Here is a 23,786-nt window from a genome sequence, read left to right as displayed (position 1 = left end):
TTCGCACCCATCAGAGCGCGGTTGGCGTCGTCGTGCTCGAGGAACGGGATCATCGCCGTCGCGACCGACACCATCTGGCGCGGCGAGACGTCCATGAAGTCGACCTCGCTGGCGGCGACGAGCTCGTTCTCCTCGTTGCCGCGGCGGCACAGGACCCGATCCTCGAGGAAGCGGCCGTCCGCGCCCACCGGCGAGTTCGCCTGGGCACGCACGTGGCGGTCCTCTTCGTCGGCGGTCAGGTAGACCACCTCGTCGGTGACCCGGCCGTCGACGACCCTGCGGTACGGGGTCTCGATGAAGCCGAACGGGTTGACCCGCGCGTACACCGACAGCGAGCCGATCAGGCCGATGTTCGGGCCTTCCGGGGTCTCGATCGGGCACATGCGGCCGTAGTGCGACGGGTGGACGTCACGGACTTCCAGACCGGCGCGCTCACGGGACAGACCACCCGGGCCCAGCGCCGAGAGACGACGCTTGTGGGTCAGACCCGACAGCGGGTTGTTCTGGTCCATGAACTGCGACAGCTGGGACGTTCCGAAGAACTCCTTGATCGCGGCGACGACCGGACGGATGTTGATCAGGGTCTGCGGCGTGATCGCCTCGACGTCCTGGGTGGTCATCCGCTCGCGGACCACGCGCTCCATACGGGAGAGGCCGACCCGGATCTGGTTCTGGATCAGCTCGCCGACAGTGCGCAGGCGGCGGTTGCCGAAGTGGTCGATGTCGTCCACTTCCACCGGGACCTCGACGCCACCGGGGGCGGTCATGGTCTTGTCACCCGCGTGCAGGCGCACGAGGTACTCGATGGTGTTGACGATGTCTTCCTTCGTCAAGACCGAACCGACGACCTGCTCGCCCAGGTGGATGCCGAGCTTCTTGTTGATCTTGTACCGGCCCACGCGCGCCAAGTCGTAGCGCTTCTCCTTGAAGAACAGGTTCTCCAACAGGGTCTGCGCGGACTCCTTCGTCGGCGGCTCGCCCGGACGCAGCTTGCGGTAGATGTCCAGCAGCGCCTCGTCCTGACCGGCGGTGTTGTCCTTCTCCAGGGTCGACATCATGATCTCGGAGAAGCCGAAGCGCTCGACGATCTCCTCGGTGGTCCACCCCAGCGCCTTGAGCAGCACGGTGACCGGCTGGCGGCGCTTGCGGTCGATGCGCACACCCACGGTGTCGCGCTTGTCCACGTCGAACTCCAGCCACGCGCCACGGCTCGGGATGACCCGCACACTGTGCAAGTCCTTCTCCGTGCCCTTGTCGACACTGTGGTCGAAATAGACACCCGGCGAACGCACCAGCTGCGACACCACGACCCGCTCGGTGCCGTTGATGATGAACGTGCCCTTATCGGTCATCATCGGGAAATCACCCATGAAGACCGTCTGGCTCTTGATCTCACCGGTGTTGTTGTTGATGAACTCCGCCGTCACGAACAACGGAGCCGCGTACGTCATGTCCTTGTCCTTGCACTCATCGATCGAGGCCTTGACCTCTTCGAAGCGCGGATCGGAGAAGGACAGGGACATGGAGCCGGAGAAGTCCTCGATCGGAGAAAGCTCCTCGAGTACCTCCTCGAGGCCACCGACTAGGCCGACGTCGCCGCGAGCCGCCGCGCGTTCACGCCAATCCGGCGAACCGATCAGCCAAGCGAACGATTCCGTTTGTAGATCGAGAAGCCCGGGCACCTCCAAGGGTTCACGGATCTTCGCGAAAGACACCCGCAACGGGGCTCCGGGGATTCCGGCAACTGCCTTGGTCTGGGTGGAGACTGCCAAGATGCGTCCTTCCAGCACCTCATGCGCGTCGCGTGGTGGTCCGCGACCGTCGCTTGTCTGCTACGAATTCCGCTGGTTACTACCCGAACGAAACTCGAACAGGCAACAACGGAAGTAACACCGGAAGGGTGAACTTACGTGTGCAAATCGAGGTATGGACAGGAGGCAGCCAGCGCAACGTCCAAACCTACACCCAAGTACACGGGGGTGTCAAAGTACCACCCGTGTGATCGTCCGCATGGCTGCCGCGCCGGGCCGAATCCGCTGGCTGCGTCCTGACCCACGGTGCACTGGAAGCCACTGTGACAGCTGCCGCTGTTGTGAATAGCGTGACGGTTCGGGCGAAACTCGTCAAGTGGCAGGCCCGGCCGGGGCGCCGGCGAGATCGCCTGCCGCGCTGCGTCATCCCGGCCGATGTGGTAGCCGTTACTGGTCCACGATGTCGCTGGCCAGCCAGCGACCGCCCACCTTCTGCATATGCAGGACCACGGGGCCCGAGACGCTCTGCTGCGCCACGCCGTCCTTGGTGGCGCTCACCACCAGATTGACGATCAGCTCGGCGCGATCGTCGGTGAGCAATGTCACAGCAATCGGATCGGCTTTCGCGTCGGCACTGGTCTGCGCCTGCTTGACCGCCGAAATAGTGGTGTCGGCGTACTTGTCCAGATCGGCGAGCATCTTCCCGGTGAGCACCTGCTTCGCGGTGTCCCGATAGCCGTCGATCTTCTTCACGTCATAGGCGTAGACGGTCCGCAGCGCGTTGTCGGCGGCCGCGCGCACCTCTTGGGTGGCCTCGTTGTCCACGTAGGCCTGATTCGACGTGTCCACGCCGGGCTGTTGCGCGGCGAGCCACGCGAAACCGCCCAGGAGGAGCGCGGCGATCAGCAGGGCAGCGCTGACGCCCCAGCGCGGCCGTCCCGTCGTGCGACGCGGGCGGTCCTTGCCGCGCGAGATGATCTCACGCCATCGCGAGGCACTCGCAGGGCTCTGTTCGGCGCGGGGGTTATCCGATTCCGCGGTGGACCGGGAAATGCCCGCCACACGCGGTTTGCGGGCCTGTGCGGGCCGTTGTTCGGTGCGCGGGGACGCGGTACGGGGCGGTTCCGCGCCGGGCCTGCGCTTGGAGGTGACCCGGTTGACCGGTCGGCGAGACGTCATGGGTGTCCTCCTACGATCCCGGCTTCGGCGCGGCGGGCGGCTGGTCGGCCGCGGGCGCGGTCGGCTGAGCGGCGGGCCCGCCGCTCAGCAACACCGGCTGGCTGAGCGAGGAGATCTGCTCGGCCTTCCAGACCTCGCCGTCCTTGGCCAGGTCCACGGTCCAGGTGTAGCGGTAGTCGGCGGGCGGCTTGTCCTTGCCCTTCTCGGTGACCTGCAGCACGACCAGCGCCGACGCCTTGTCCTCCTCGCTGTTGAGCGAGGTGAGCGCGGAGCCGAGCACCTTCGAGGTCATCCCGACCCCACTCTGCCGCGCCATCTGCTCCGCCTGGTCCTTGTTCTTCGTGGCCGAGTCCAGCAGCGCTCCGGTCATCGAGGACCGGGCCAGCGCCAGCGAGCCGGGCACGTCGTCCAGGTTCATCGAGGTCATGTTGAGCGCGGCTTGGCGCGCGGCGTCCAGGGCGGTGTCCCTGGCCTCGGCGCGCGGGCCGTCGGTGAACGCGGCCCGTACCCAGCCCGCGCCGAACCATGCGGCGCCGGCCAAAGCGATGACCAGCAGCACGGCCGAGCAGACGAGGACCACCCGGCTGAGCACGGACGCACCGCCGAGGTGAGCGGACTCGGCGCCTGCCCGGTCGGTGACCTTCCGATCACCGGCGTCGGATTGCGCGGTGGGCGTTTCCGCCGCTGCCGTCACGGTGTCCGGCGCGTCCGGCGCCGCCGCATCGGACCGCTTGGTCAGATCGGCGGTCACGACAGCGCCTCGCCGTCGGTCGGCTCGGTCGCGCTCCACGGCATGCCCGTGGTTCGCTCGCTCCAGTCACTCACGCGAGACACCCTAACGTCATTGCTCCTGGTCACCGCTTTGGCGTGACCCCCAGCAGGGTCGACAACTGCACGGCCACCGGAGTCAGGTTCAGCTTTTCCGGATCGGTTTTGGGGTTGGAGTCCCAGGGCTGGACGATGGCCGGATCGGCGAGCTCGGCTCGCTCGCCACCCCGGACGGCGGTCGGATTACCGAACGGCACAAGACATTTGGCGTCCTTGTTGAACGGGAACTCGTCGCGCGTGTCGTCGAAGTTCGGGTTCTGCGCCTTCATCTGTTCGAGAATCCGATGCGTGCCCTCGTAGCCCACCGTACAGGCGGGCGGATTGTTGGTCTCGAGCACCAGGCCGAAGTGACTGGTCCCGTCGCCGGGCGCGGTCGAGGAACCGCCGACCGACAGCTGCGGGAGCATTTGCAGCAACGGCTTGATCGCGTAGAACTTCGGTGAGACCGCCTGCAACAACAGCCGCAGGTTGGACAAGTCCTGGGTGAGCGAGCCGCCGCTCTGCTCGAGCAGCGCGCCGATCTGCTCGCCCGCGTCGGTTCCGGTGCCGATGAGCCTGCGCACGTCGGGGTCGCTGGAGCGCAACTGGGCGGTGAGCTTGTCCAGGCCGTCGCTGAACTCGCGGATTTGCGCGGACTGCTCGGCCTGCGTGCCGAGGGCGACCCTGCCGTCGCGGACCAGCTGAATGGTCTGCGGCAGCGTCTGATGGAAGGTCTCGGTGAATTTGTTCAGCGAGTCGATCAGCACTTGCAGATCGTCGCCCTTGCCGTCGAACGCCTTGCCCAGTTCGCGCACAGTCGTGTTGAGCGCTGTCAGGTCCACCGAGCTGGCGAAGGTGTCCACGCTGGACACCAGTTGCTCGACCGACACCGGCAGGGTCGCCGAGGTGATCACCGAGTTGTCCCGCAGGAACGGGCCCGCGTCCGAATCGGGCTGCAGATCCACGTACTGCTCACCGATCGCGGACCGATTGGCCACCACGGCTTTCGCCGACGCCGGGATCTTCGGCGCACTCGAGTCGATGACGAGGTTCATCACCACGCCCTCACCGGTGAGTTCCAGCTCGCCGACCCGGCCGACCGGGACGCCGCGGTAGGTCACCTCGGCGCCTTTGTAGATGCCGCCGGTCTGCGCCGCGCGCAGCTTCACCGTGTACTGATTGAGCCCGAACATGTGATCGAGCCGGATGTACTTGCCGCCGACGTACACGACGCCGAGCACCGCGATGACCACGAACGCGATGAGCTGCCACCGCACCAGACGTGTCATCGCGGACCACTCCCTACGCCGAGTTGCTCGAGAATCGCCCCGACCGGACCGGGCACGCCGGGCGCGGGCGGCTGCGCCATCAGCGGCGGCAGCGGCAGGATCGACACCGTGGGCCAGCCCGGACGCGGACCGTTGCCGTTGTAGTACGGGTTGGTCGGGTTCACCGGCACGGGCGGACCGACCGGCGGGATGTACACCGGATCGGGTTTGCCCACACCCAGGTTGCTGAGCGTGACGCCGATCTGCTGGTCGACCGACAACCACGTGTTCACGCTGCCGCCGAAGGTGCTCTCCAGCGCCGAATCGGGGAACGGGTAGGTCGGGATCAACGGAACCGCGGTGACCAGATCCGGCGCCGACCGGCCCAGTTCCTGCAGCGTGGGCCGCAGCGAGGTCAGGTCGCGGATCAGGTCGTCCTTCGAGGTGTTCAGCACGTCGAAGCCTGCCTCGCCGAGCCGGTCCAGCTGCGCGAGCAGGGCGACCAGTTGCGGGCGCTGCTCTTCCAGGATCCTGATGCCCTTGGGCAGCTGGTCGAGGATCTTGCCGATCTGATCGGTCTGGTTGCTCACCCGGCTGCTGAGCACGTCGAGGCCGTCCAGCGCACGGGTGATGTCGTCCACCTGCTGGTTCAGGCCGTCGATCAGCGTGTTCGCCTGCTCGATCAACGAGCGCACCCGGTCCTCGCGGCCGCCCAGGGTCTTGTTCAACTCGGTGACGATCGGCTGCAACTGCGCGACGCCACCGCCGTTGAGCAGCAGCGACAGCGCGCCGAGCACTTGCTCCACCTCGGTGGCGTGCCGGGTGCGGTCGACCGGGATGACCGAGCCGTCGGCCAGCCGGGTGGACTCCGGCTCGGCGGCGGGCTTGGACAGCTCGATGAACTTCTCGCCGAGCAGGTTCGATTGCCGGACCTCGGCCCGCGCGTTCGCGGGCAGGTTCACCGACGAGTTGACCACCGTGCGCACCGTGGCGGTCCACTGGTCCTTGCCGATACTGATCTTCTCGACCCGGCCGACCGGCACGCCCTCGACCTTGACCGCCGACTGCGGCACGAGGTCGAGGACATCGTCGAACTGGATGTCGATGTGCATCGGATGCTCGCCCACGTCGGCGCCGCCGGGCAGGGGCACGCTGTAGATGCCGTCGGAGGCGCACGATGTGATCAGCGCACCGGTCAGGCCGAGCGCCAGTGCCGCGCCGAAACCGCGTGCGAGCGAATGGATTCGAGTGCTCATCGCGCCCCTCCCTGCGACGGCGGAAGCCGGTCCGACGGCGTGCCCGGCACGGTGCCCGGCACCGGATCGCGCTGCTGGTTCTCGCCGCTGAGGATGCCGAACGGCAGGTTCAGCGTCGGGGTCTGCACCCCGGAGGTGATCTGGTCGGTGATCTCCTTGCAGTGGTCGAGGATCGGCCGCATCTGCCTACCGAGCGCCTCGAACTTGGGATCGCCGGGCATCAGCTTGGACAGGTCGAGCATCTTGCACACCACGCCGAACGGGTCCTGCAGTTCGGGGAAGTTCGCGCGCATGTCGAGGGTGCCCGACTCGGCGTTGTGCACGTTGATCAGGTTGCTCAACGCCAGCGGCAGGACCGGCAGCAGGGCGGCCACGTCGTTGCGCTGATCCGACAGCGTCTTGGTGAGCTGGATCAGTTTGTCGGCGTTGCTCGCGATCAGACCCCGGTTGTCGTCGATGAAGCGGGCGACGTCACCCAGCGCGATCGACAGCAGATTCAGTGCCGCTCCGAGATTCTGCCGCTCGTCGGCGAGGAAGGTCGACAGGTCGGCCAGCTGGGCGTTGAACTGCCGGACCTGCTGGTCGTTCTGGGCCAGCATGGTGATGAAGGCCTGCAGGTTCTTGACCGTGTCGAAGATGTCGCCGCGGGCGTCCGACAGGTATCGGGCCGCCCTGGACAGCTGGGTGAGGCTGTTGGCCAGCGCCTCGCCGTTGCCCGACAGGTTCGCCGCGCCGGTGCGCACCAGCTCGTTCACCGCTCCCTTCGCGTTGGCGCCGTTGGGCCCCAGCGCGTCGGAGAGTTCGGTGATGCTCTTGTACAGCTGGTCGACTTCCACCGGCGTGGCCGTGCGCTCGCGCGGAATGGTCGCGTTGCGCGCCATCTTCGGGCCGCCGGTGTAGGCCGGGGTGAGCTGGATGTAGCGATCCGACACGATGGACGGCGTGATCTGCGCGGCTCGCGCGTCCGCGGGTACGTCGTACTTGCGATCCACGCTCATCACGATCTTGACCTGATCGCCCTGCGGCTCCACCGAAGCGACCGAGCCGACCGGCACGCCGAGAATGCGCACGTCCGAGCCTTCGTAGATGCCGACCGAGCGATCGAAGTAGGCGGTGATCTTGGTTGTGGTCAGCCGGTCGAACAGCCACCACAGCACCACCGCCACCAGCACGGCGAGCACGACGACCAGCGCGATGCCGACCTTTGCGCCGCGGCTGGAGCCGCGCACCGCGCCGACCGGATCGCTACGCCAGTTGTCCGCCACGTCAGTTACCTCCCAAGGTGCGGATCGGCTGACGGTAGCCGGGGATTTCGGGCAGTGCGGGCGGCACCACGTTGACGATCACCGCGTCGAACCAGCGCCCGGTGCCGAGCACGCTGGCGTAGAGGCTGTAGAACGGCGCCGCGAGTTCCAGCGTCTTCGAGACGTTCTGCTGGTTGTCGTTGAGCAGGTCGATGGCGGCGCGCAGATTCCTCAGCGCGGGCCCGATCTGCTCCTCGTTGTCGTGCACGAGCGCGCTCAGCTCCGCGGAGACCGTCTTGGCGCCCGACAGCAACTGCCTGATGGACTGCTGGCGGATGTTCAGTTCGGCGAGCAACTGGCCGCCGTTGGCGAGCAGCCGCTCGAACTGGGCGTTGCGGTCGGCGAGTATCTGCGTGGTCTGCCTGGTCGCGGCGAACAGCTTCTTCAACTCCTGATCGCGCTTGGCCAGCGTCTCCGACAGCCGGGCGACGCCGTCGATGGAGCCGCGGATCTCCGGCGGCGTCGTCTCGAAGGCATCCGACAGCACCTGCATGCTCTTGGCCAGCTGGGTGGTGTCGATCTGATCGATGGTGCGCGCGGCGTCGGTGAACGCGTCCACCACGTCGTACGGGGAGACCGTGCGCGAGAGCGGGATCCGGGAACTGGGATCGGCCGGCTTCGAGCCTCGCGGATCGAGTGCGAGGTACTTCTGGCCGAGCAGCGTCTTGATCTGAATGGACGCGGTGGTGTCGTTGCCGATCCAGGTGTCCTTGGTGCGGAAGTCCACGAGCACCCGGTCACCGTCGAGCCGGACGTCGGACACCGAGCCGACCTTGACGCCGGCCACCCGGACCTCGTTGCCCTTCTTCAGGCCCGCCGCCTCACGGAATTCCGCGGTGTACTTGGTCCCCGCGCCGATGATCGGCAGCTGATCCAGGAAGAACGCCGACACCGTCACCAACAGCACGACGGCGAGGCCGAGCGCGCCCAGGAACGCCGGGCTGCGCTTGCCGAGCAGAATGCGATCATCCATCAGCGAGCCTTCCCGTGGCAGCGCGGCGCGGCGTTGGTGTACAGCGGCTGGTTGATCGTCGGCAGTCCTGCGGGCAGGTTGAGCTGCGGCGCGTCGACGGCGCCCGGCCCGACGACGATGTCGATGCCGCACAGATAGAACTGGAACCAGGAGCCGTAACTCGCGGCGCGCCCGAGCTTCTCCATCTTGAGCGGCAGGTTGGTCAGCGCTTCGTTCACCTCGTCCTGGCGGTCGTCGAGCGTGCCGGTCAACTGGCTCAGACCCGCGATCGACCCTTGCAGGGTCGGACGCACCGGGACGAGCAGGTCGGAGGTCGCCGAGGTCAGGTTGGCCAGCGAGGTCACCGAACGGCCGATCGTGTCGCGATTGGCGTTGAGGCCGCTGATCAACGCTTCGGTGTTCACAATCAACTGATCGAACTGGTCGTCACGCTGATTGACGGTGTCGAGCACGGCGGTCAAATTGCGGGTCAGCTCACCGATCACGGCGTCCTTGTCGGCGATCTTGTTGGTCAGGTTCGCCGTGGTCGCGACCAGATCGTGGATCGTGCCCTGCTCACCCTGGAAGACCTGGATGATCTCGAAGGAGAGCTTGTTCACGTCGTCGGCGGTCAGCGTACGGAACAGCGGCCGGAAGCCGTTGAACAGCGTGGTCAGGTTCAGCGCGGGCCTGGTGTGCTCCAACGGGATGGTGCTGCCCTTGTTCAGCTTCCGTCCCTGCTCCCCGGTCCCCTGCTCCAGCGCGATGTAGCGCTGGCCGACCAGGTTGCGGTACTTGATCGTCGCGGTGGTCGACGCGGGCAGCCAGTCCCGGTCGGTGAGGTCGAATTTCACCTCGGCCAGGCGCTTGTCGACGATCGAGACAGCGGTGACCTTGCCGACCCGCACGCCGGCGATGCGGACCTCGTCACCGGGATTGAGCGAGGTGACGTCGGTGAACCTGGCCTTGAAATGCGTGCCACCGCCGCTGTAGTTGGCGATCGACAACGCGAGCACGGTGGTCACGAACAAGGTCACCACGACGAAAACGACCAGCTTGGTCAACGGCCCGCCCAGGCCGCGCAGTTGCTGCTTCATCGCACGCTCACCTCGCTTCCGCGGAACGCGGGCGCGCCGACCCTGGTCACCCAGCCCGGCACCTGATCCGGGGCGACACCGTTGGCCGCGCCGTAGATCGCGCCGAGCGACTGCCGCTCCATGGGGGAACCGGCGATCGTCGGCATCTTGCTCGCCGGGTGGACGCCGAACTGCGGCGGCTCCAGATGACTGGTCTGCTGGTCACCCGGGTTGCGACTCGGGACAGCGTAGGAGCCGTCGTTGTTCGGGCCGCCGGTGTACTGGCCGGGATCGACGCCCAACGGCATCTCGGGGATGCACCACGGCCCCCTGGTGTCCAGCCAGCGCGGTTCGTCCTGGTTGGGCAGGTACTTGCCGCGGGTGTTGGTCAGCTCGATGGTCACTCGGGACCCCGGGTTGTCGGTGCCCTTGCCGAAGATCCGGTCGATACGCGGCTTCAGCTGCGCGAAGTTCGCCAGCGCGCAAGCGTAGTTCGGCGAGTAGTAGGCCAGCTGCTCCAGCGCGGGACGGGAGTCGGCCGCCACGTCGACGATGTTGTCGCGGTTGGCGAGCAGGAACTCGGTGGTGGTGGCCGAGGTCGGCGTCAGCGTCGCGTACAGGGCGTCGATGTCGGTGCGCCGCTGCACGATCGTGGCGTTGGTGGTGCGCAGGTTGTCCAGGGCCTGGATCAGCTGCGGCGCCGCGTCGGAGTAGGTGGCCGCCACCTCGGCGAAACTGCGCAGGTCCGCCCGCAGGTCCGGAAGCACCACGTTGACCTGGCGGAAGATGTCGTCGAGCTTGTCCAAGGTCTGGCCGAGCGCGGTGCCCTGCCCGGACAGCGCCTGGGACAGCGCGCCCAACGTGGCCGCGAGATCCTGCGGCGGGATGGCCTGGAGCAGGGGCAGCACATCGTCGAGCAATTTGCTCAACTCGATGGCGTTGCCGCTGACGTCCTGGTGCAGCGTCACGCCGTCGGTCAGATGCTGGGGGCTCGGCTGCTCCGGGATCACCAGGTCCACGTAGCGCTCGCCGAACAGCGTCTTGGGAAGCAGGCGCGCGGTCGCGTTGACGGGAATCTGCTGTGCCTTGTCCGGATTGATGGCCAGGTTCAAGGTCACCTCGCCGCCTTCGGAACTGCTCGAGCGCACCTCGCCGACGGTGATGCCACGTACCTTCACGTCCGCGTTGCGCGTCAGCGCGTTGCCCACGCTGTCGGTGATCAGATCGACGTCCACCGTCTTCACGAATTGCTTGTTGTAGATCGCGATGGTGGTCCAGAGGAACAACGCGACCACGACGAAGAACGCGATCCCCAGCGCCCGAGTACGCAGCTTCGCGGTGGAGCGCCAGGTTTGGGTGCGGCTCATCCGGCCACCCGCACCGTAGTGGTGGTGCCCCAGATCGCGAGGCTGAGGAAGAAGTCGAGCACGTTCACCAGGACGATCGCGGCGCGGACCGCGCGGCCGACCGCGACGCCGACGCCCGCGGGGCCGCCGGTGGCGTGGAACCCGTAGTAGCAGTGCACCATGATGATCACGAACGCGAAGACCAGCACTTTGAGGAACGAATAGAGCACGTCCTCCGGTGGCAGGAACAAACTGAAGTAATGGTCGTAGGATCCGCTGGACTGCCCGTTGAACCAGATGCTGATCGTCCGCGACGCGATGAACGTGCCGAGCAACCCGACGATGTAGAGCGGGATCACCGCGAGGAACCCGGCGATCACCCGGCTGGTCACCAGGAACGGCACGCTGGGTACCGCCATCACTTCGAGCGCGTCGATCTCCTCGGAGATCCGCATGGCGCCCAGCTGCGCGGTGAAACCGCAACCGACCGTCGCCGACAGCGCGAGCGCGGCGACCAGTGGCGCGATCTCACGGGTGTTGATGTAGGCGGTGAGGAAGCCGGTGAGCACCGAGCTACCGAGCGCGTCGAGGGCCTTGAAGCCCTGCAGGCCGACGACGACGCCGACGGAGCCGGACATGAACACGATGACGCCGATGGTGCCGCCGATCACCGCCAGCGCGCCGGTGCCGAAGGTGACCTCGGCGAGCAGCCGCATGACCTCCTTGCGGTAGTGCACCGCGGTCCGCGGGATCCACGCGATGGCCCGCGAGTAGAACGACATCTGCTCGCCAGCGCGATCGATGACGTTGAGCGGCATACGAGCGACTTCACCCACCCGGCGCATGGACTTGGCGACCGGGGTTCGGTACGAGGTGGCCATCTGTCAGGCACCCTTGGCGGGGACGACCTGTAGGTACACCATGGTCAGGATGAGGTTCACGAAGAACAGCACCATGAACGTGATCACCACGGATTGGTTCACCGCGTCACCGACTCCTTTCGGGCCCCCCTTGGGATGCAGCCCTTTGTACGCGGCGATGACGCCGGCGAGTAGACCGAATACCGCCGCCTTGATCTCACCGATCCACAGGTCCGGCAGCTGAGCGAGGGCGGAGAACGACGCCAGGTAGGCGCCGGGAGTGCCGCCCTGCAGCAGGACGTTGAAGAAGTACCCGCCCGCGATGCCGACAACCGACACCAGTCCGTTGAGCAGCAGCGCGACCAGCATCATGCCGAGTACGCGCGGCACCACCAGCTTTCGCACCGGATCGATGCCGAGCACCTCCATCGCGTCGATCTCCTCACGGATGGTCCGCGAGCCGAGATCGGCGGCCACCGCCGACCCGGCCGCGCCCGCGATGATCAGCGCCGTCACGACGGGAGCTGCCTGCTGGACGGTTGCCAGCACACTGGTCGCGCCGGTGAAGGATTCCGCGCCGAGCTGCTTGATCAACGAGCCGGTCTGCAATGCCACGACCGCGCCGAACGGAATCGCGACCAGCGCGCTGGGCAGGATCGAGACACTCGCGATGAACCACGACTGCTCGATGAACTCCCGCCACTCGAAGGGGCGGCGGAATGTCTTTCGCAAAACGTCCAGGAGCAGCGCAAAGATGTTGCCGGCCTGGGCAAACCCCGACTCCAGGGGAGTTCGCAATCGCGCCAGGGTCGAATTCACGATCGCAGATGTTACCCGTTAGTTGTGTTGTGTCGCACGGTGGTGTCGAAAGCACCGCCTTGATAATTAGCCAGGTCGCCGCTGTTGTATGCCATCACCTGCGTATCGTCGTTGTCGTCAAGTGATTCACGGATCGCGACCTGCGCGGCATGCGGCAGCGTGTGCATGATCTCGCGCACCCGTTCCTTACGCCGCAACACCGCCTGACGCACCGGCATCCCCGGAGTCGCGCGCATCTGCGGAATGATCCCCTCGACCTCCTCCGCGCCACCGTGGTGATGCCCGGCGTCCACCAACGCCTGCTCCCGCGCCATCTGCGCCTCGTCCTTCTCCTCCGACATACCGATCGGCCCGATCATCCGCCCGTTGAGGAACTGCTTGACCACCGGCTCCTCCGAGGTCAGCAACACCTCCCGCGGACCGAACATCACCAACTGACGACGGAACAACATCCCGATGTTGTCCGGCACCGTCCGCGCCAGGTTGATGTTGTGGGTCACGATCAGAATCGTCGCGTCGATCTGCGCGTTGATATCGATCAACAACTGCGACAGATACGAGGTACGCACCGGATCCAGACCCGAGTCCGGCTCATCGACCAGAATGATCTGCGGATCCAACACCAACGCCCGCGCCAACCCCGCACGCTTACGCATACCACCGGAGATTTCACCGGGAAGCTTGCCCTCGGCCCCGAGCAGACCGGTCAACTCCAGCTTCTCCATCACGATCTTCTTGATCTCGGATTCGCTCTTCTTCGTATGCTCCCGCAACGGGAACGCCACGTTGTCGAACAGGTTCATCGACCCGAACAACGCACCGTCCTGGAACAACACGCCGAACAACTTCCGGATCTCGTACAGCTCTTTGTTCGAACACGTCGTGATATCCGTGCCATCGATGAAGATCGAACCACGTTCCGGGCGCAGCAGACCGATCAGCGACTTCAAGAACACCGACTTACCGGTACCCGACGGCCCCAGCAACGCACTGACCTCACCCGAAGGCAACGTCAACGACACGTCCTGCCAAATGCGCTGGGAACCGAAAGACTTGGTCACACTCTCGGTCCTGACCTCGACGCCCACGCCAACCTCCACGAATTCTCAGCGAGCTGCCCACCGGCGAACCGCGCGCTCGGTCATCGCGGTCCGTCACGTGTGGGTTCGGTCACTGTAACTCATGGGACAGATCGGGCACACCCCAACCTGACTGCGTAGTAACTCCGCAATCCTTTCGGTATCGGCGATAGCGGCGGGATTGCCAAAAACGCGAACGGGCGATCCCCAAAGGGGACCGCCCGTTCGGCGTGTTCGGTCGTGAATTACTTGACCGAGACCTTGGCGCCGGCCTCTTCCAGCTTCGCCTTGGCGGCCTCGGCGGCATCCTTGGCGACCTTCTCCAGGATCGGCTTCGGAGCGCTCTCGACCAGGTCCTTGGCTTCCTTCAGGCCCAGGCCGGAGACGATCTCGCGGACCACCTTGATGACCTGGATCTTCTTGTCGCCCGCACCCTCGAGGATGACGTCGAACTCGTCCTGCTCCTCGGCGGCCTCGGCCGGAGCGGCGGCACCGCCGACGGCGGCGACGGCGACCGGAGCAGCCGCGGTGACCTCGAACTTCTCCTCGAACTTCTTCACGAAGTCCGACAGCTCGAGCAGGGTCATGTTGCCGAAGGTCTCGAGCAGTTCGTCAACGTTGGCCATTGTTGTGTTCCTTTCGGTAGTTGATGTCTATGTGTGCGAGTCGTGCCGCACGGGTCTTACTCGGCGGCCGGTGCGCCTTCTTCGGCCTGCTTCTTCTCCTGCAGCGCGGCGGCCAGGCGGGCCACCTGCGAGGCGGGAGCGTTGAACAGACCGGCGGCCTTGGTGAGGTTGCCCTTGAGCGCGCCCGCCAGCTTGGCCAGCAGCACCTCGCGGGTTTCCAGGTCGGCGATCCGCTCGACCTCGGACACGGACAACGGAGCGCCGTCCATGTAGCCGCCCTTGATGATGAGCGCCTTGTTGTCCTTCGCGAAGGTCTTCAGGGCCTTGGCCGCGTTGACCGGCTCACCCGTGATGAAGGTGATCGCGGTCGGCCCGACGAACAGTTCGTCGAGACCTTCCACGCCCGCCTCGGCGGCGGCACGCTTGACCAGGGTGTTCTTGGCGACGGAGTACGTGGCGTCGGCGCCGAGCGCGCGCCGCAGCTCGGTGAGCTTGCCGACCGACAGGCCACGGTATTCCGTGACGACGGTGGCCGTCGAGCTCTTGAACTGCTCCGCGATCTCCTCGACCGCGGTGACCTTCTCGGGTTTTGCCATACTTCGCCTCCTCTCTGATTGGTCGGTTCGTATACGCGAACTACCGATCAGGGGCCGGCGACAAAACAAACGCCCCGAACGCAGAGCGTTCCGGGGCGCAACAGAAAACCGATCCGGTGTGTATCCGGATCAATTCCCAGCCTCGGCTCTCCCTGCGTGGGCCGCCGGCAATGTCGCCGGACCTTCGACCGAACCCATGCGGGATCGGCGACCAACGGTCTTCGGTAGAACGGATTGGGTAGCGATCGAACTCGTCGATAACTGACTTCCAATGTACCTGCATGGGTTCCCATCTGCCAAAACGGGCCCCCGCATACGTCTGATCGCAACCACTCGGCCGTCGAATCGTTGTGCCGCGACTCACTTTTCCGCGGCGCACACCCGTGCGCCGCCTGGAATGCGATGCCGCGGTCCGCGTCAGCGAGTGGTGTTTCTCACGACGCCGCGGTCGCGGCATGCCGCGCGAGACCGCGCAACACGGCCGTGGCGCCGGACCGGAATTCCGGGTCGGCGACCAGTCCGTCCGGGCCGACGCCCTCGCGCGGCACGGGGAGTCGTCGGCAGGCATCCGGATCGATGTCGGCTCCGACGTAACCCAGCACGCTGCGCAGTGTCGCGGTCGCACCGTCACCGCGACCTACCGGCGCGACCGTGATCCAAGCGACCGGCTTGCCGTAGAGATCACCGCCGCCGACCGTCCAGTCCAGCAGGTTCTTCAAACTGCCCGGCAAAGTGCCCGCGTATTCGGGCGTGGAGAACAGCACGGCGTCGGCGCGCGAAAGTTGTTCGCGGAGCGCGACTACCGCGGGATGAGCGGCGCCGTCGTCGTCCGGAGCGAAAGCGGGCAGGTCCGCGAGCCCGTCGTACCAGACGGTTTCGACACCGTCCGGGGCGATCACCGAGACGGTCCGCAATGCGGCGGAATTGGTGGAGGCGGCGCGAGTGCTGCCGGAGATCAACAGAACGACGGTCACATCCACCCCAACCACGCCGCCGGGCGGATTAGTCCTCGAACGCGCAACGGCGGGAACGCACAATGCGTTCCCGCCGTTGCCGCGGCTCGCTGCTGCTTACGCGTCCTCTTCCAGGAGGTTGCGGGTGCGGTTCGGGTCCACCGGGATGCCCGGTCCGGTGTTCGTCGAGACCGTCACCTTCTTGACGTAGCGGCCCTTGGCGGTCGACGGCTTGGCCCGCAGGATCTCGTCCAGCGCGGCGCCGTAGTTCTCCACCAGCTTGCTGTCGTCGAAGGACGCCTTGCCGATGACGAAGTGCAGGTTGGCCTGCTTGTCGACACGGAAGTTGATCTTGCCGCCCTTGATGTCGTTGACGGCCTTGGTCACGTCGGTGGTGACCGTGCCCGTCTTCGGGTTCGGCATCAGGCCGCGCGGGCCGAGGACACGCGCGATCCGGCCGACCTTGGCCATCTGGTCCGGGGTGGCGATCGCGGCGTCGAAGTCCAGCCAGCCGCCCTGGATCCGCTCGATCAGGTCCTCGGCGCCGACGGCATCGGCGCCCGCGGCCTCGGCCTCGGCGGCCTTCTCGCCCGCGGCGAACACGATGACGCGGGCGGTCTTACCGGTGCCGTGCGGCAGGTTGACCGTGCCGCGGACCATCTGGTCCGCCTTGCGGGGATCCACACCGAGACGCACGGCGACCTCGACGGTCGCGTCGGTCTTGGTGGTGGCGGTCTCCTTCGCCAGGCGCGCGGCGGCCAGCGGGGAGTAGAGCTTGGTGCGATCGACCTTCTCGGCCGCGGCGAGGTACGCCTTGCTTCGTTTTGCCATGATTCTCTGTCCTTGTTGGTAGTTCAGACGTGGTTATCGGGCCTGGCCGGCCCTCCCACCGGGGAGCGGTTCCGCTCAGCCTTCGACGGTGATGCCCATCGAACGCGCGGTACCCGCGATGATCTTGGCCGCCTGCTCGAGGTCGTTGGCGTTCAGATCTTCCTGCTTGGTCTTGGCGATCTCGCGCACCTGGTCCATGGTCACCTTGGCGACCTTGTTGCGGTGCGGCTCCGCCGAGCCCTTCTGCACGCCGGCAGCCTTGAGCAGCAGCTTGGCGGCGGGCGGGGTCTTCAGCTTGAAGTCGAACGACCGGTCCTCGTACACCGAGATCTCGACCGGGATGACGTTGCCACGCTGCGACTCGGTCGCGGCGTTGTACGCCTTGCAGAACTCCATGATGTTGACGCCGTGCTGACCGAGCGCGGGGCCGACCGGAGGGGCCGGGTTCGCCTGGCCGGCCTGGATCTGAAGCTTGATGATCCCGGCGAGCTTCTTCTTCTTGGGGGGCATCTTTCTTTCCTAGGTGTTGGTGTCCCTTGCTCTTTGCAAGTCTGGTGTTGCGATCCTCGCCCGGGGCCGGATTCACCCGGCCGCCGACAGAGCTGGTCTAGATCTTCGCGACCTGGGTGAACGCCAGCTCGACCGGGGTCTCGCGGCCGAAGATCGACACGAGCACCTTCAGCTTCTGCTGCTCGGCGTTCACCTCGGAGATGCTGGCGGGCAGCGTCGCGAACGGGCCGTCCATGACGGTCACCGACTCGCCGACCTCGAAGTCGACCTCGATGACCGGCTTCGGCGCGATCTCGCCGCCCGCGGTCTCGGGAGTCGCCGCAGCGGCTGCCGCGGCGGGCTTCTTCTGCTGCTGCGCGGCCGGAACGAGGAACTTCACCACGTCATCGATGGACAGCGGCGACGGGCGCGAAGTGGCGCCGACGAAACCCGTGACGCCGGGGGTGTTGCGCACCGCGCCCCACGACTCGTCGTTCAGCTCCATGCGGACCAGGATGTAACCGGGCAGCACCTTGCGGTTGACGTGCTTGCGCTGCCCGTTCTTGATCTCGGTGACCTCTTCGGTGGGCACCTCCACCTGGAAGATGTAGTCCTCCAGGTCCAGGTTCTGCACGCGGGTCTCGAGGTTGGCCTTCACCTTGTTCTCGTAACCGGCGTAGGAGTGGATGACGTACCACTCGCCGGGAGCGCGCCGCAGCGCCGCCTTCATCTCGGCGACCGGGTCGGCGGGCTCGGCATCGACGGCGGCGGCAGGGGCGGGCTCAGCGGGCTCCGATTCCTCGACCGCGGGCTCGTCGGTCGCGAACTCCTCGACGGAGTCGGTGGGCTCGGCCACCGTGTCGTCGGCCGGGAACTTGTCGTGTGTGTCGTTCTCCGGGGTGCTCACTGGGGCACTCGCTTCCTGTGTCGTCACGTACATCCTCTGCGTGCCGGGCCGGGCGCGCGGCGAAATCACTCCACCCGTCTCCGCCCGGGATCGGCTACCGGCGTCGGCGTCGTTCAGCTAGCCGAACAGCCAGTTGACACCCTTGATGAACGCCAGATCCAACCCGCTGATGAACGCGACCATGAAAATCACGAACACCAGAACAACGCTCGTATAGGTGACCATCTGCTTCCGGTTGGGCCAGATCACCTTGCGCAGTTCCGCGATGACCTCACGCAGGAACTTGAGCAAACGCTTGAACGGATTACCCGACTTCTTGCGTTCGGCCCGATCGGTCGCCTTGGTTGCCTTCCGCGACGGACGGTCGAGCGTGGCGATAGCGCCCGTGTCGACCCCCGAGGACCCGGTACGGGTCCGCCGCGCGGACCGCTTTCCGCTCGGCCGTGTCGCTGCGGCGGTGTCGTCGCCTTCGTCGGCGGCATGTGCGCCGCGGCGAGTGTCCCGCTCGTCGCTCATGCCTTCTCCTCGCTGAGCTCGGTGCCGTCGTGCGCGATGCGCGCTGTGCCAATGGCTCGCTCGCTACGCTCGCTCACGTCGATCCTCTCTCGTCGCTGGCATCCAGGGCAGGGGCGACAGGACTTGAACCTGCAACCTGCGGTTTTGGAGACCGCTGCTCTGCCAGTTGAGCTACGCCCCTTTGGTCGGACGGTGCTGGCTGTCCAACCACTGTTCGATATTCAGTTGTGCCCTGGTGTCACACAACACGCGCGCCACTCCGGCAGTTGCCGGCCCCGTCGGCGAATCCTCGCGGATCGCCTGGAACCAGCCCCTCAGAGCAGCGCGCAGCGGCTGGCGACCCCAGAAACCTGAGTGTACGTTACCGTCCGCGCCATTAGCCAATCCGGGTCGCTGTCCCTGGTCAGGCCAGCTGCACCGTCGCGGTGGCGCGGCCGAAGATCTTCTTCCCCGCCGCCTTCGCGACGATGGCCACGACCGCGGTCTTGGTCTCCGGATCGACCGACTTCACCTTACCGGTGTACTCGACTTCGGCGGCCTCGTCGGACCCGACGTAGACCGGGCTGGTGAAGCGGACGTTGTACTCCTTGATCGCGCCCGGGTCGCCCAGCCACGAGGTGACGAAACCGCCACCGAGGCCCATGGTCAGCATGCCGTGCGCGACCACGTTCTCCAGGCCGACCAGCTTCACGACCTCGTCGCTCCAGTGGATCGGGTTGGCGTCACCGGAGACGCCCGCGTAGTTCACCAGATCGCCGCGGGTGAGCCGGACGACGCGGGCGGGCAGCTCGTCACCCACCGAGACGTCCTCGAACCCGATGGCGTGCTTGGTGCGCACACCGTCCACGGGCGGTACGACCGGCGCGGGCGCCTGGGTCACCGCGAGCGAGCGCGGACGATGACCCGGCGCGTCCTCGCCGATGCCGTGCATGAGCACGTTCCGGACGGCGGCGTTGAGGTTCGGGTCGATATCGCCGCCGCTGCGGCCGACCAGGGTGGTGTAAGTGGTGAGCACCAGTTCGTCGTTCTGCGCGGTGACGATGTTTTTGGTCACGATGATGTCGCCGCCGAAGGCCTGCCGGAACGAGTGCAGGTGGACATCGCAGGTGAGCTGGTCGCCGACCTTGATCGGGCGATGGAACTCGAGGATCTGGTCGGTCTGCATGATCTGGCTGAGGTCGTAGCCGGTGACGACCTCTTCGAACAATTTGCGCTGGGCGAGAATTCCGACCAGGGAGATGAAGGTAACCGGCGCGAGCAGGTTGTCGTACCCGTACTCCTGCGCCGCGTCCTCGTCCCAGTGCACCGGGTGGTAGTCCTGCACGGCGCGGGCGTATTCACGCACCTTCTCGCGGCCGACCTCGTAGTAGTCGTCGACGCGGTAGTGGTGACCGACCATCGCCGCGGCGTTCGCCGCGGGGTCGAGCGCCTCGCTCGTCTGGACCGCTTCGTCTGTACCGGTGTTGATTGTCACGGGAGGACTGTACCTATCTGACCCCGTCAACCGGAGTCTGTGGAGCGCTCACCACCGCACCCACACCGTGAAATGCGTCAGGGCCGGACAATTGTCCGGCCCTCGCGGTGCCACGGCCCGAGATACCGGGAGCGACTCCCGGCGCTACACCACGCGGTAGTTCACGCGTGGATGACTAGCGGGATTCGCGGTGCGCCCGGTGCGTGCCGCAGTTCGGGCAGAACTTCTTCAGCTCCAGGCGGTCCGGATCGTTGCGCCGGTTCTTCTTGGTGATGTAGTTGCGGTGCTTGCACTGCTCGCAGGCCAAGGTGATCTTTGGCCGGACATCGGTGGACTTCGCGGCCACGATATGCCTTCTTTCCGGTACCTGATGGGCTTGATCGGTTGTGGTAGCGATGGCCGGACTTGAACCGGCGACACAACGATTATGAGTCGTTTGCTCTACCGACTGAGCTACACCGCCACGGCGTCGCATTGCCATGGTGCCGAGCCCGCACTATCGGGAGCGATGCCGAGTCGGTCACCACCGGCAATCCGGCGAGCCCCCTAACGGAATCGAACCGTTGACCTTTTCCTTACCATGGAAACGCTCTGCCGACTGAGCTAAGGGGGCATGACTACTTCCGCACCGAGCCTCGAGCATTCGACCTCAGCGCGGTGAAGTCTTGAACGAGGTTACACACTCACCGCTCCCACTACCAAACCGTGTGGTCAGGGACGTATTTTTCACCCGCGGGGACACGGAATTCCACGCGTCGCCAGGGCTCGCACCCACGCCGACGCCGCTCGCGACCGCGTTGAGCGCACAAACCGACCTCGCAGGGCTGTCGGGTTCACGCAGACCTCGGAGTGCGCGGCCTCGAAATGCACCGGCGTATGAGATCGGCCGATCGGCACACACGGGCACCCGTGACCGACGCCAATGCGGCAATCCGAGAATCAAACGAAACGCGTGTGACCAACGCAACCACTGGAAGGGGGGTCCGGGGGGCGAAGCCCCGCCGGGCGGGGCGTGGGGGTTGCACCCCCACAAGACATACAAAGTGAGCCCTGTACGCGCTTTTCGCGTACAGGGCTCACTCAGCGAACGACGGTGGCAGGTGTAGGATTCGAACCTACGTAGGCTTTCACCGACAGATTTACAGTCTGCTCCCATTGGCCGCTCGGGCAACCTGCCGTTCGCGCATTGTTTCGCGCGCTGAGCAGAATACATCGAACCCGCACCCTGAATGCAAACCGGCTGGCTATCGGCCGTGCGACGCGACTACCCTCGGGTCTCCGGGTAGAACTGACGGGGGCTGGAAGCGTCCGGTTCAACGCACCCGTCGGACCATCAGAACAGGAGCGCAGCGTGGCTGATTCGTCTTTCGATGTTGTGAGCAAGGTCGACCGGCAGGAGGTCGACAACGCCCTGCATCAGGCGGAGAAGGAGCTCAACACCCGCTACGACTTCCGCGGCACCGGCGCGTCGATCGAATGGTCCGGCGAGGACAAGATCGTCCTCACCGCGGAGGCGGAGGAGCGCGTCAAGGCCGCGCTGGAGGTGTTCAAGGAGAAGCTGATCCGCCGCGACATCTCGCTGAAGGCGTTCGACGCGGGTGAGCCGGTCTCCTCCGGCAAGGTCTACAAGATCACCGGTTCGCTGGTGCAGGGCATCGACTCCGAGCACGCGAAGAAGATCTCCAAGAAGATCAGGGACGAGGGCCCCAAGGGCGTGAAGGCGCAGATCCAGGGCGACGAGCTGCGCGTGAGCAGCAAGAAACGCGACGATCTGCAGGCCGTCATCGCCCTGCTGAAGGGCGATGATTTCGGGATCGCGCTGCAGTTCGTCAACTACCGCTGAGCTCCGGGTCCGCAGCGCGGCCGGGTCGGTCGCGTTCAGCGTGTCCACGAGGGTGCTGGAGGGGACTGCATGGCGACCGAGGAGCGGGCCGGACTCGGCGTGGACGAGGGCATCCGCACGTTGTTGCTGCTCATGCCGCGCGTGGTCGGACGGGCCAAGAAGTTGGGCGTTCCCCCGGAGCTGGAATCCTTCTCGCTGGCGCCGCGGCACCTGTCGTTGCTGGCCAACCTGGTGTTCGACGGCCCGACCACGGTGACGGACCTGGCCGCCCGGCTGGAGGTGGCGCCGACGACGGTGAGTCTCATGGTCGGCGAACTCAGCAAGCAGGGTGTGCTCGAACGCGGCACCGACCCGGACGACCGCAGGCGCACCATTGTCGCCATCGCATCGGCGCACGAGCGATCCGTGCACAAATGGCTGGGGCGCAGCGCTCGCGCCTGGCGTACGGTGCTCGAGCCGCTCACGGCGGAGCAGCGGAAGTTGTTCGTCGATACGTTCCGCGCCTACGAAGACCAGCTGGCCGCCGACGACTGAGACCGCCGGGCTCAGTACCGGCGGGGACCGCCCGCCATCTCCTCCAGCCGGGCGATGCGCTCGTTCATCGGCGGGTGCGTGGCGAACCAGCGGGCGACCCGCTCACCCGGACGGAACGGGTTGGCGATCATCAGATGCGACTGCGACGCCAGCCGCGGTTCGGGCGGAAGCGGGGCGGCGTGAACGCCACGTTCGATCTTCCGCAGTGCGGAGGCGAGGGCCAGCGGGTCGCCGGTCAGTTCGGCGCCGGATTGGTCGGCCTGGAATTCGCGCGAGCGGGAGACGGCCAGTTTGATCAGCGTGGCCGCGATCGGGCCGAGCAGTGACACCAGCAGCACCGCCAGCACGTTCGGGCCCTCGCCGTTGCGGTTGCCGCCGAACATGGACGCGTAGACGGCCAGGTTGGCCAGGCCCGAGATGACGGCGGCGAGCGCACCCGCGATCGAGGAGATGAGGATGTCGCGGTTGTAGACGTGCGACAGTTCGTGGCCCAGCACGGCCCGCAATTCCCGCTCGTCGAGAAGTTGCAGGATGCCGCTGGTGCAGCACACCGCGGCATGGCGCGGATTGCGTCCGGTGGCGAACGCGTTGGGCGCGTTCGTGGGGCTGATGTACAGCCGCGGCATCGGCTGGCGCGCGATGGTGGCCAGCTCGCGCACGATCCGGTACATGACCGGCGCCTCCAGCTCGCTGACCGGCTGCGCGTGCATGGCCCGCAACGCGATCTTGTCGCTGTTGAAGTACGCGTAGGCGTTCATGCCCACCGCGAGCAGGATCGCGACGACGAGGATCGTCGGGTTGCGGAACAGCGCGCCGATGAACACGATCAGGGCCGACAGGCCCACCATCAGCCCGAAGGTCTTCAGCCCGTTCGCAAACCCGTGCCCGTGCATACGTCTCCCTTGCCGCGCTCCCCCGTTCACCGAGTCGCCTTACAGCAGATAAACGATAGAAGCTCCAGGCAAAGTTCCGATGAATCCGCGCCCAGCTGAAATCAGCCAGCGGAAATCAATCCTCGCCGACATGTGCCCCGGCTCATGAGCGGCGGACCACTGTCGCTCCCACCAGCCGCCGCGGCGAAGCCGTTCTGTGAGCGGGGGTGGCGCCACCGCACACCATGGCGTGCATCGAGGCAAGGAACAACCCGCACCTGCCTGACCTCAGCTACCTGAGGCGTGCGCTGATCCTCGGGACTCCCATCCCATCGCGCCCAGCGCACCGCAACCACGTCTTTCGAGCGAAGCGAGACCGAGCATGCGCCGTTCGCGGCCCGGCTCGCGTTTGCGTGGCCGCCGCGTACGCGACAAAGGAGCAAGCGGC

General features: G+C 66.2%; 23 protein-coding genes, 4 tRNA genes and 1 pseudogene. 2 read left to right on the top strand and 26 right to left on the bottom strand.

Annotated features, from left to right (window positions below; all coding sequences use genetic code 11):
• From ACWEO7_RS34055 to ACWEO7_RS33935, 25 genes and pseudogenes are all read right to left on the bottom strand, one after another.
• Window positions 1-1,790: pseudogene (locus ACWEO7_RS34055) on the bottom strand (DNA-directed RNA polymerase subunit beta); the annotation flags it as partial.
• 408 nt (window positions 1,791-2,198) lie between these two features.
• On the bottom strand, window positions 2,199-2,930 hold the full coding sequence (locus ACWEO7_RS34050) for a hypothetical protein (RefSeq protein WP_452429368.1): 732 nt from the start codon (window positions 2,928-2,930) through the stop codon (window positions 2,199-2,201).
• A gap of 10 nt (window positions 2,931-2,940) precedes the next feature.
• Entirely contained in the window at window positions 2,941-3,681 is a 741-nt protein-coding gene (locus ACWEO7_RS34045) for a hypothetical protein (RefSeq protein ID WP_452429367.1), read from the bottom strand.
• Between the two features lie 103 nt (window positions 3,682-3,784).
• Entirely contained in the window at window positions 3,785-5,026 is a 1,242-nt protein-coding gene (locus ACWEO7_RS34040) for an MCE family protein (RefSeq protein ID WP_452429365.1), read from the bottom strand.
• A complete protein-coding gene (locus tag ACWEO7_RS34035; RefSeq protein ID WP_452429363.1) occupies window positions 5,023-6,261 on the bottom strand; it encodes an MCE family protein in 1,239 nt (412 codons plus the stop codon). Before ACWEO7_RS34035 ends, ACWEO7_RS34040 begins: the two co-directional genes overlap by 4 nt.
• A complete protein-coding gene (locus ACWEO7_RS34030) occupies window positions 6,258-7,490 on the bottom strand; it encodes an MCE family protein (protein WP_452429370.1) in 1,233 nt (410 codons plus the stop codon). The genes ACWEO7_RS34035 and ACWEO7_RS34030 overlap by 4 nt, the downstream gene beginning before the upstream one ends.
• A 37-nt stretch (window positions 7,491-7,527) precedes the next feature.
• Entirely contained in the window at window positions 7,528-8,538 is a 1,011-nt protein-coding gene (locus ACWEO7_RS34025) for an MCE family protein (RefSeq protein ID WP_452429361.1), read from the bottom strand.
• Complete coding sequence (locus ACWEO7_RS34020) at window positions 8,538-9,614, bottom strand: MCE family protein (protein ID WP_450023332.1); 1,077 nt, start codon at window positions 9,612-9,614, stop codon at window positions 8,538-8,540. Before ACWEO7_RS34020 ends, ACWEO7_RS34025 begins: the two co-directional genes overlap by 1 nt.
• Window positions 9,611-10,960, bottom strand: a complete 1,350-nt coding sequence (locus ACWEO7_RS34015) for an MCE family protein (protein ID WP_452429359.1) — start codon at window positions 10,958-10,960, stop codon at window positions 9,611-9,613. The genes ACWEO7_RS34020 and ACWEO7_RS34015 overlap by 4 nt, the downstream gene beginning before the upstream one ends.
• Entirely contained in the window at window positions 10,957-11,820 is an 864-nt protein-coding gene (locus tag ACWEO7_RS34010) for an MlaE family ABC transporter permease (RefSeq protein WP_355072049.1), read from the bottom strand. The genes ACWEO7_RS34015 and ACWEO7_RS34010 overlap by 4 nt, the downstream gene beginning before the upstream one ends.
• Before the next feature lie 3 nt (window positions 11,821-11,823).
• Window positions 11,824-12,618: an MlaE family ABC transporter permease gene (locus tag ACWEO7_RS34005; RefSeq protein ID WP_355072047.1), complete on the bottom strand. Its 795-nt coding sequence runs from the start codon at window positions 12,616-12,618 to the stop codon at window positions 11,824-11,826.
• A gap of 11 nt (window positions 12,619-12,629) precedes the next feature.
• Entirely contained in the window at window positions 12,630-13,706 is a 1,077-nt protein-coding gene (locus ACWEO7_RS34000; RefSeq protein ID WP_355072045.1) for an ABC transporter ATP-binding protein, read from the bottom strand.
• Between the two features lie 236 nt (window positions 13,707-13,942).
• Window positions 13,943-14,323, bottom strand: a complete 381-nt coding sequence (gene rplL, locus ACWEO7_RS33995; RefSeq protein ID WP_040696004.1) for a 50S ribosomal protein L7/L12 — start codon at window positions 14,321-14,323, stop codon at window positions 13,943-13,945.
• Between the two features lie 56 nt (window positions 14,324-14,379).
• Window positions 14,380-14,919 carry a 50S ribosomal protein L10 gene (rplJ, locus tag ACWEO7_RS33990; protein WP_355072042.1) on the bottom strand — a complete coding sequence of 180 codons (540 nt, stop codon included), beginning with the start codon at window positions 14,917-14,919 and terminating at the stop codon, window positions 14,380-14,382.
• Between the two features lie 434 nt (window positions 14,920-15,353).
• A complete protein-coding gene (locus ACWEO7_RS33985) occupies window positions 15,354-15,893 on the bottom strand; it encodes an NADPH-dependent FMN reductase (protein ID WP_452429357.1) in 540 nt (179 codons plus the stop codon).
• A 96-nt stretch (window positions 15,894-15,989) separates the two neighbouring features.
• Window positions 15,990-16,703: a 50S ribosomal protein L1 gene (gene rplA / locus ACWEO7_RS33980; protein WP_067810457.1), complete on the bottom strand. Its 714-nt coding sequence runs from the start codon at window positions 16,701-16,703 to the stop codon at window positions 15,990-15,992.
• A gap of 75 nt (window positions 16,704-16,778) precedes the next feature.
• The gene (gene rplK, locus ACWEO7_RS33975) at window positions 16,779-17,213 is read right to left on the bottom strand and encodes a 50S ribosomal protein L11 (protein WP_043733097.1); all 435 of its coding nucleotides are present in this window, start codon (window positions 17,211-17,213) and stop codon (window positions 16,779-16,781) included.
• Between the two features lie 97 nt (window positions 17,214-17,310).
• Window positions 17,311-18,126, bottom strand: coding sequence for a transcription termination/antitermination protein NusG (nusG, locus tag ACWEO7_RS33970; RefSeq protein WP_450023322.1), 816 nt, complete (start codon window positions 18,124-18,126; stop codon window positions 17,311-17,313).
• Window positions 18,127-18,216: 90 nt separating this feature from the next.
• On the bottom strand, window positions 18,217-18,615 hold the full coding sequence (gene secE, locus ACWEO7_RS33965; RefSeq protein ID WP_452429356.1) for a preprotein translocase subunit SecE: 399 nt from the start codon (window positions 18,613-18,615) through the stop codon (window positions 18,217-18,219).
• A gap of 108 nt (window positions 18,616-18,723) precedes the next feature.
• Window positions 18,724-18,796 (bottom strand) — tRNA-Trp (locus tag ACWEO7_RS33960).
• A gap of 222 nt (window positions 18,797-19,018) precedes the next feature.
• The gene (locus ACWEO7_RS33955) at window positions 19,019-20,083 is read right to left on the bottom strand and encodes a fused (3R)-hydroxyacyl-ACP dehydratase subunits HadA/HadB (protein ID WP_355072146.1); all 1,065 of its coding nucleotides are present in this window, start codon (window positions 20,081-20,083) and stop codon (window positions 19,019-19,021) included.
• A 181-nt stretch (window positions 20,084-20,264) separates the two neighbouring features.
• Window positions 20,265-20,435 (bottom strand): 50S ribosomal protein L33, encoded by a 171-nt coding sequence (gene rpmG / locus ACWEO7_RS33950; RefSeq protein WP_011211653.1) that lies wholly within the window; start codon window positions 20,433-20,435, stop codon window positions 20,265-20,267.
• A 41-nt stretch (window positions 20,436-20,476) separates the two neighbouring features.
• Window positions 20,477-20,552, bottom strand: a tRNA-Met gene (locus ACWEO7_RS33945).
• Between the two features lie 77 nt (window positions 20,553-20,629).
• Window positions 20,630-20,702, bottom strand: a tRNA-Thr gene (locus ACWEO7_RS33940).
• A gap of 481 nt (window positions 20,703-21,183) precedes the next feature.
• A tRNA-Tyr gene (locus tag ACWEO7_RS33935) sits at window positions 21,184-21,266 on the bottom strand.
• Window positions 21,267-21,440: 174 nt separating this feature from the next.
• On the opposite strand from ACWEO7_RS33935, the gene ACWEO7_RS33930 reads away from it, so the two are divergent.
• Together ACWEO7_RS33930 and ACWEO7_RS33925 are read left to right on the top strand one after the other, a co-directional pair.
• Window positions 21,441-21,932: a YajQ family cyclic di-GMP-binding protein gene (locus ACWEO7_RS33930; RefSeq protein WP_450023318.1), complete on the top strand. Its 492-nt coding sequence runs from the start codon at window positions 21,441-21,443 to the stop codon at window positions 21,930-21,932.
• Between the two features lie 69 nt (window positions 21,933-22,001).
• Window positions 22,002-22,466: a MarR family winged helix-turn-helix transcriptional regulator gene (locus ACWEO7_RS33925; RefSeq protein ID WP_450023316.1), complete on the top strand. Its 465-nt coding sequence runs from the start codon at window positions 22,002-22,004 to the stop codon at window positions 22,464-22,466.
• Between the two features lie 11 nt (window positions 22,467-22,477).
• Here the strand turns inward: ACWEO7_RS33925 and htpX are convergent, their stop codons facing one another.
• Window positions 22,478-23,359, bottom strand: a complete 882-nt coding sequence (gene htpX, locus ACWEO7_RS33920) for a zinc metalloprotease HtpX (protein WP_450023314.1) — start codon at window positions 23,357-23,359, stop codon at window positions 22,478-22,480.
• Between the last annotated feature and the right edge of the window lie 427 nt (window positions 23,360-23,786).

The sequence above is a fragment of the Nocardia sp. NPDC004260 genome (assembly GCF_053603155.1).
Note: the sequence above shows the minus strand (reverse complement) of the source record. Positions and strands in the feature narration are given on the sequence as shown.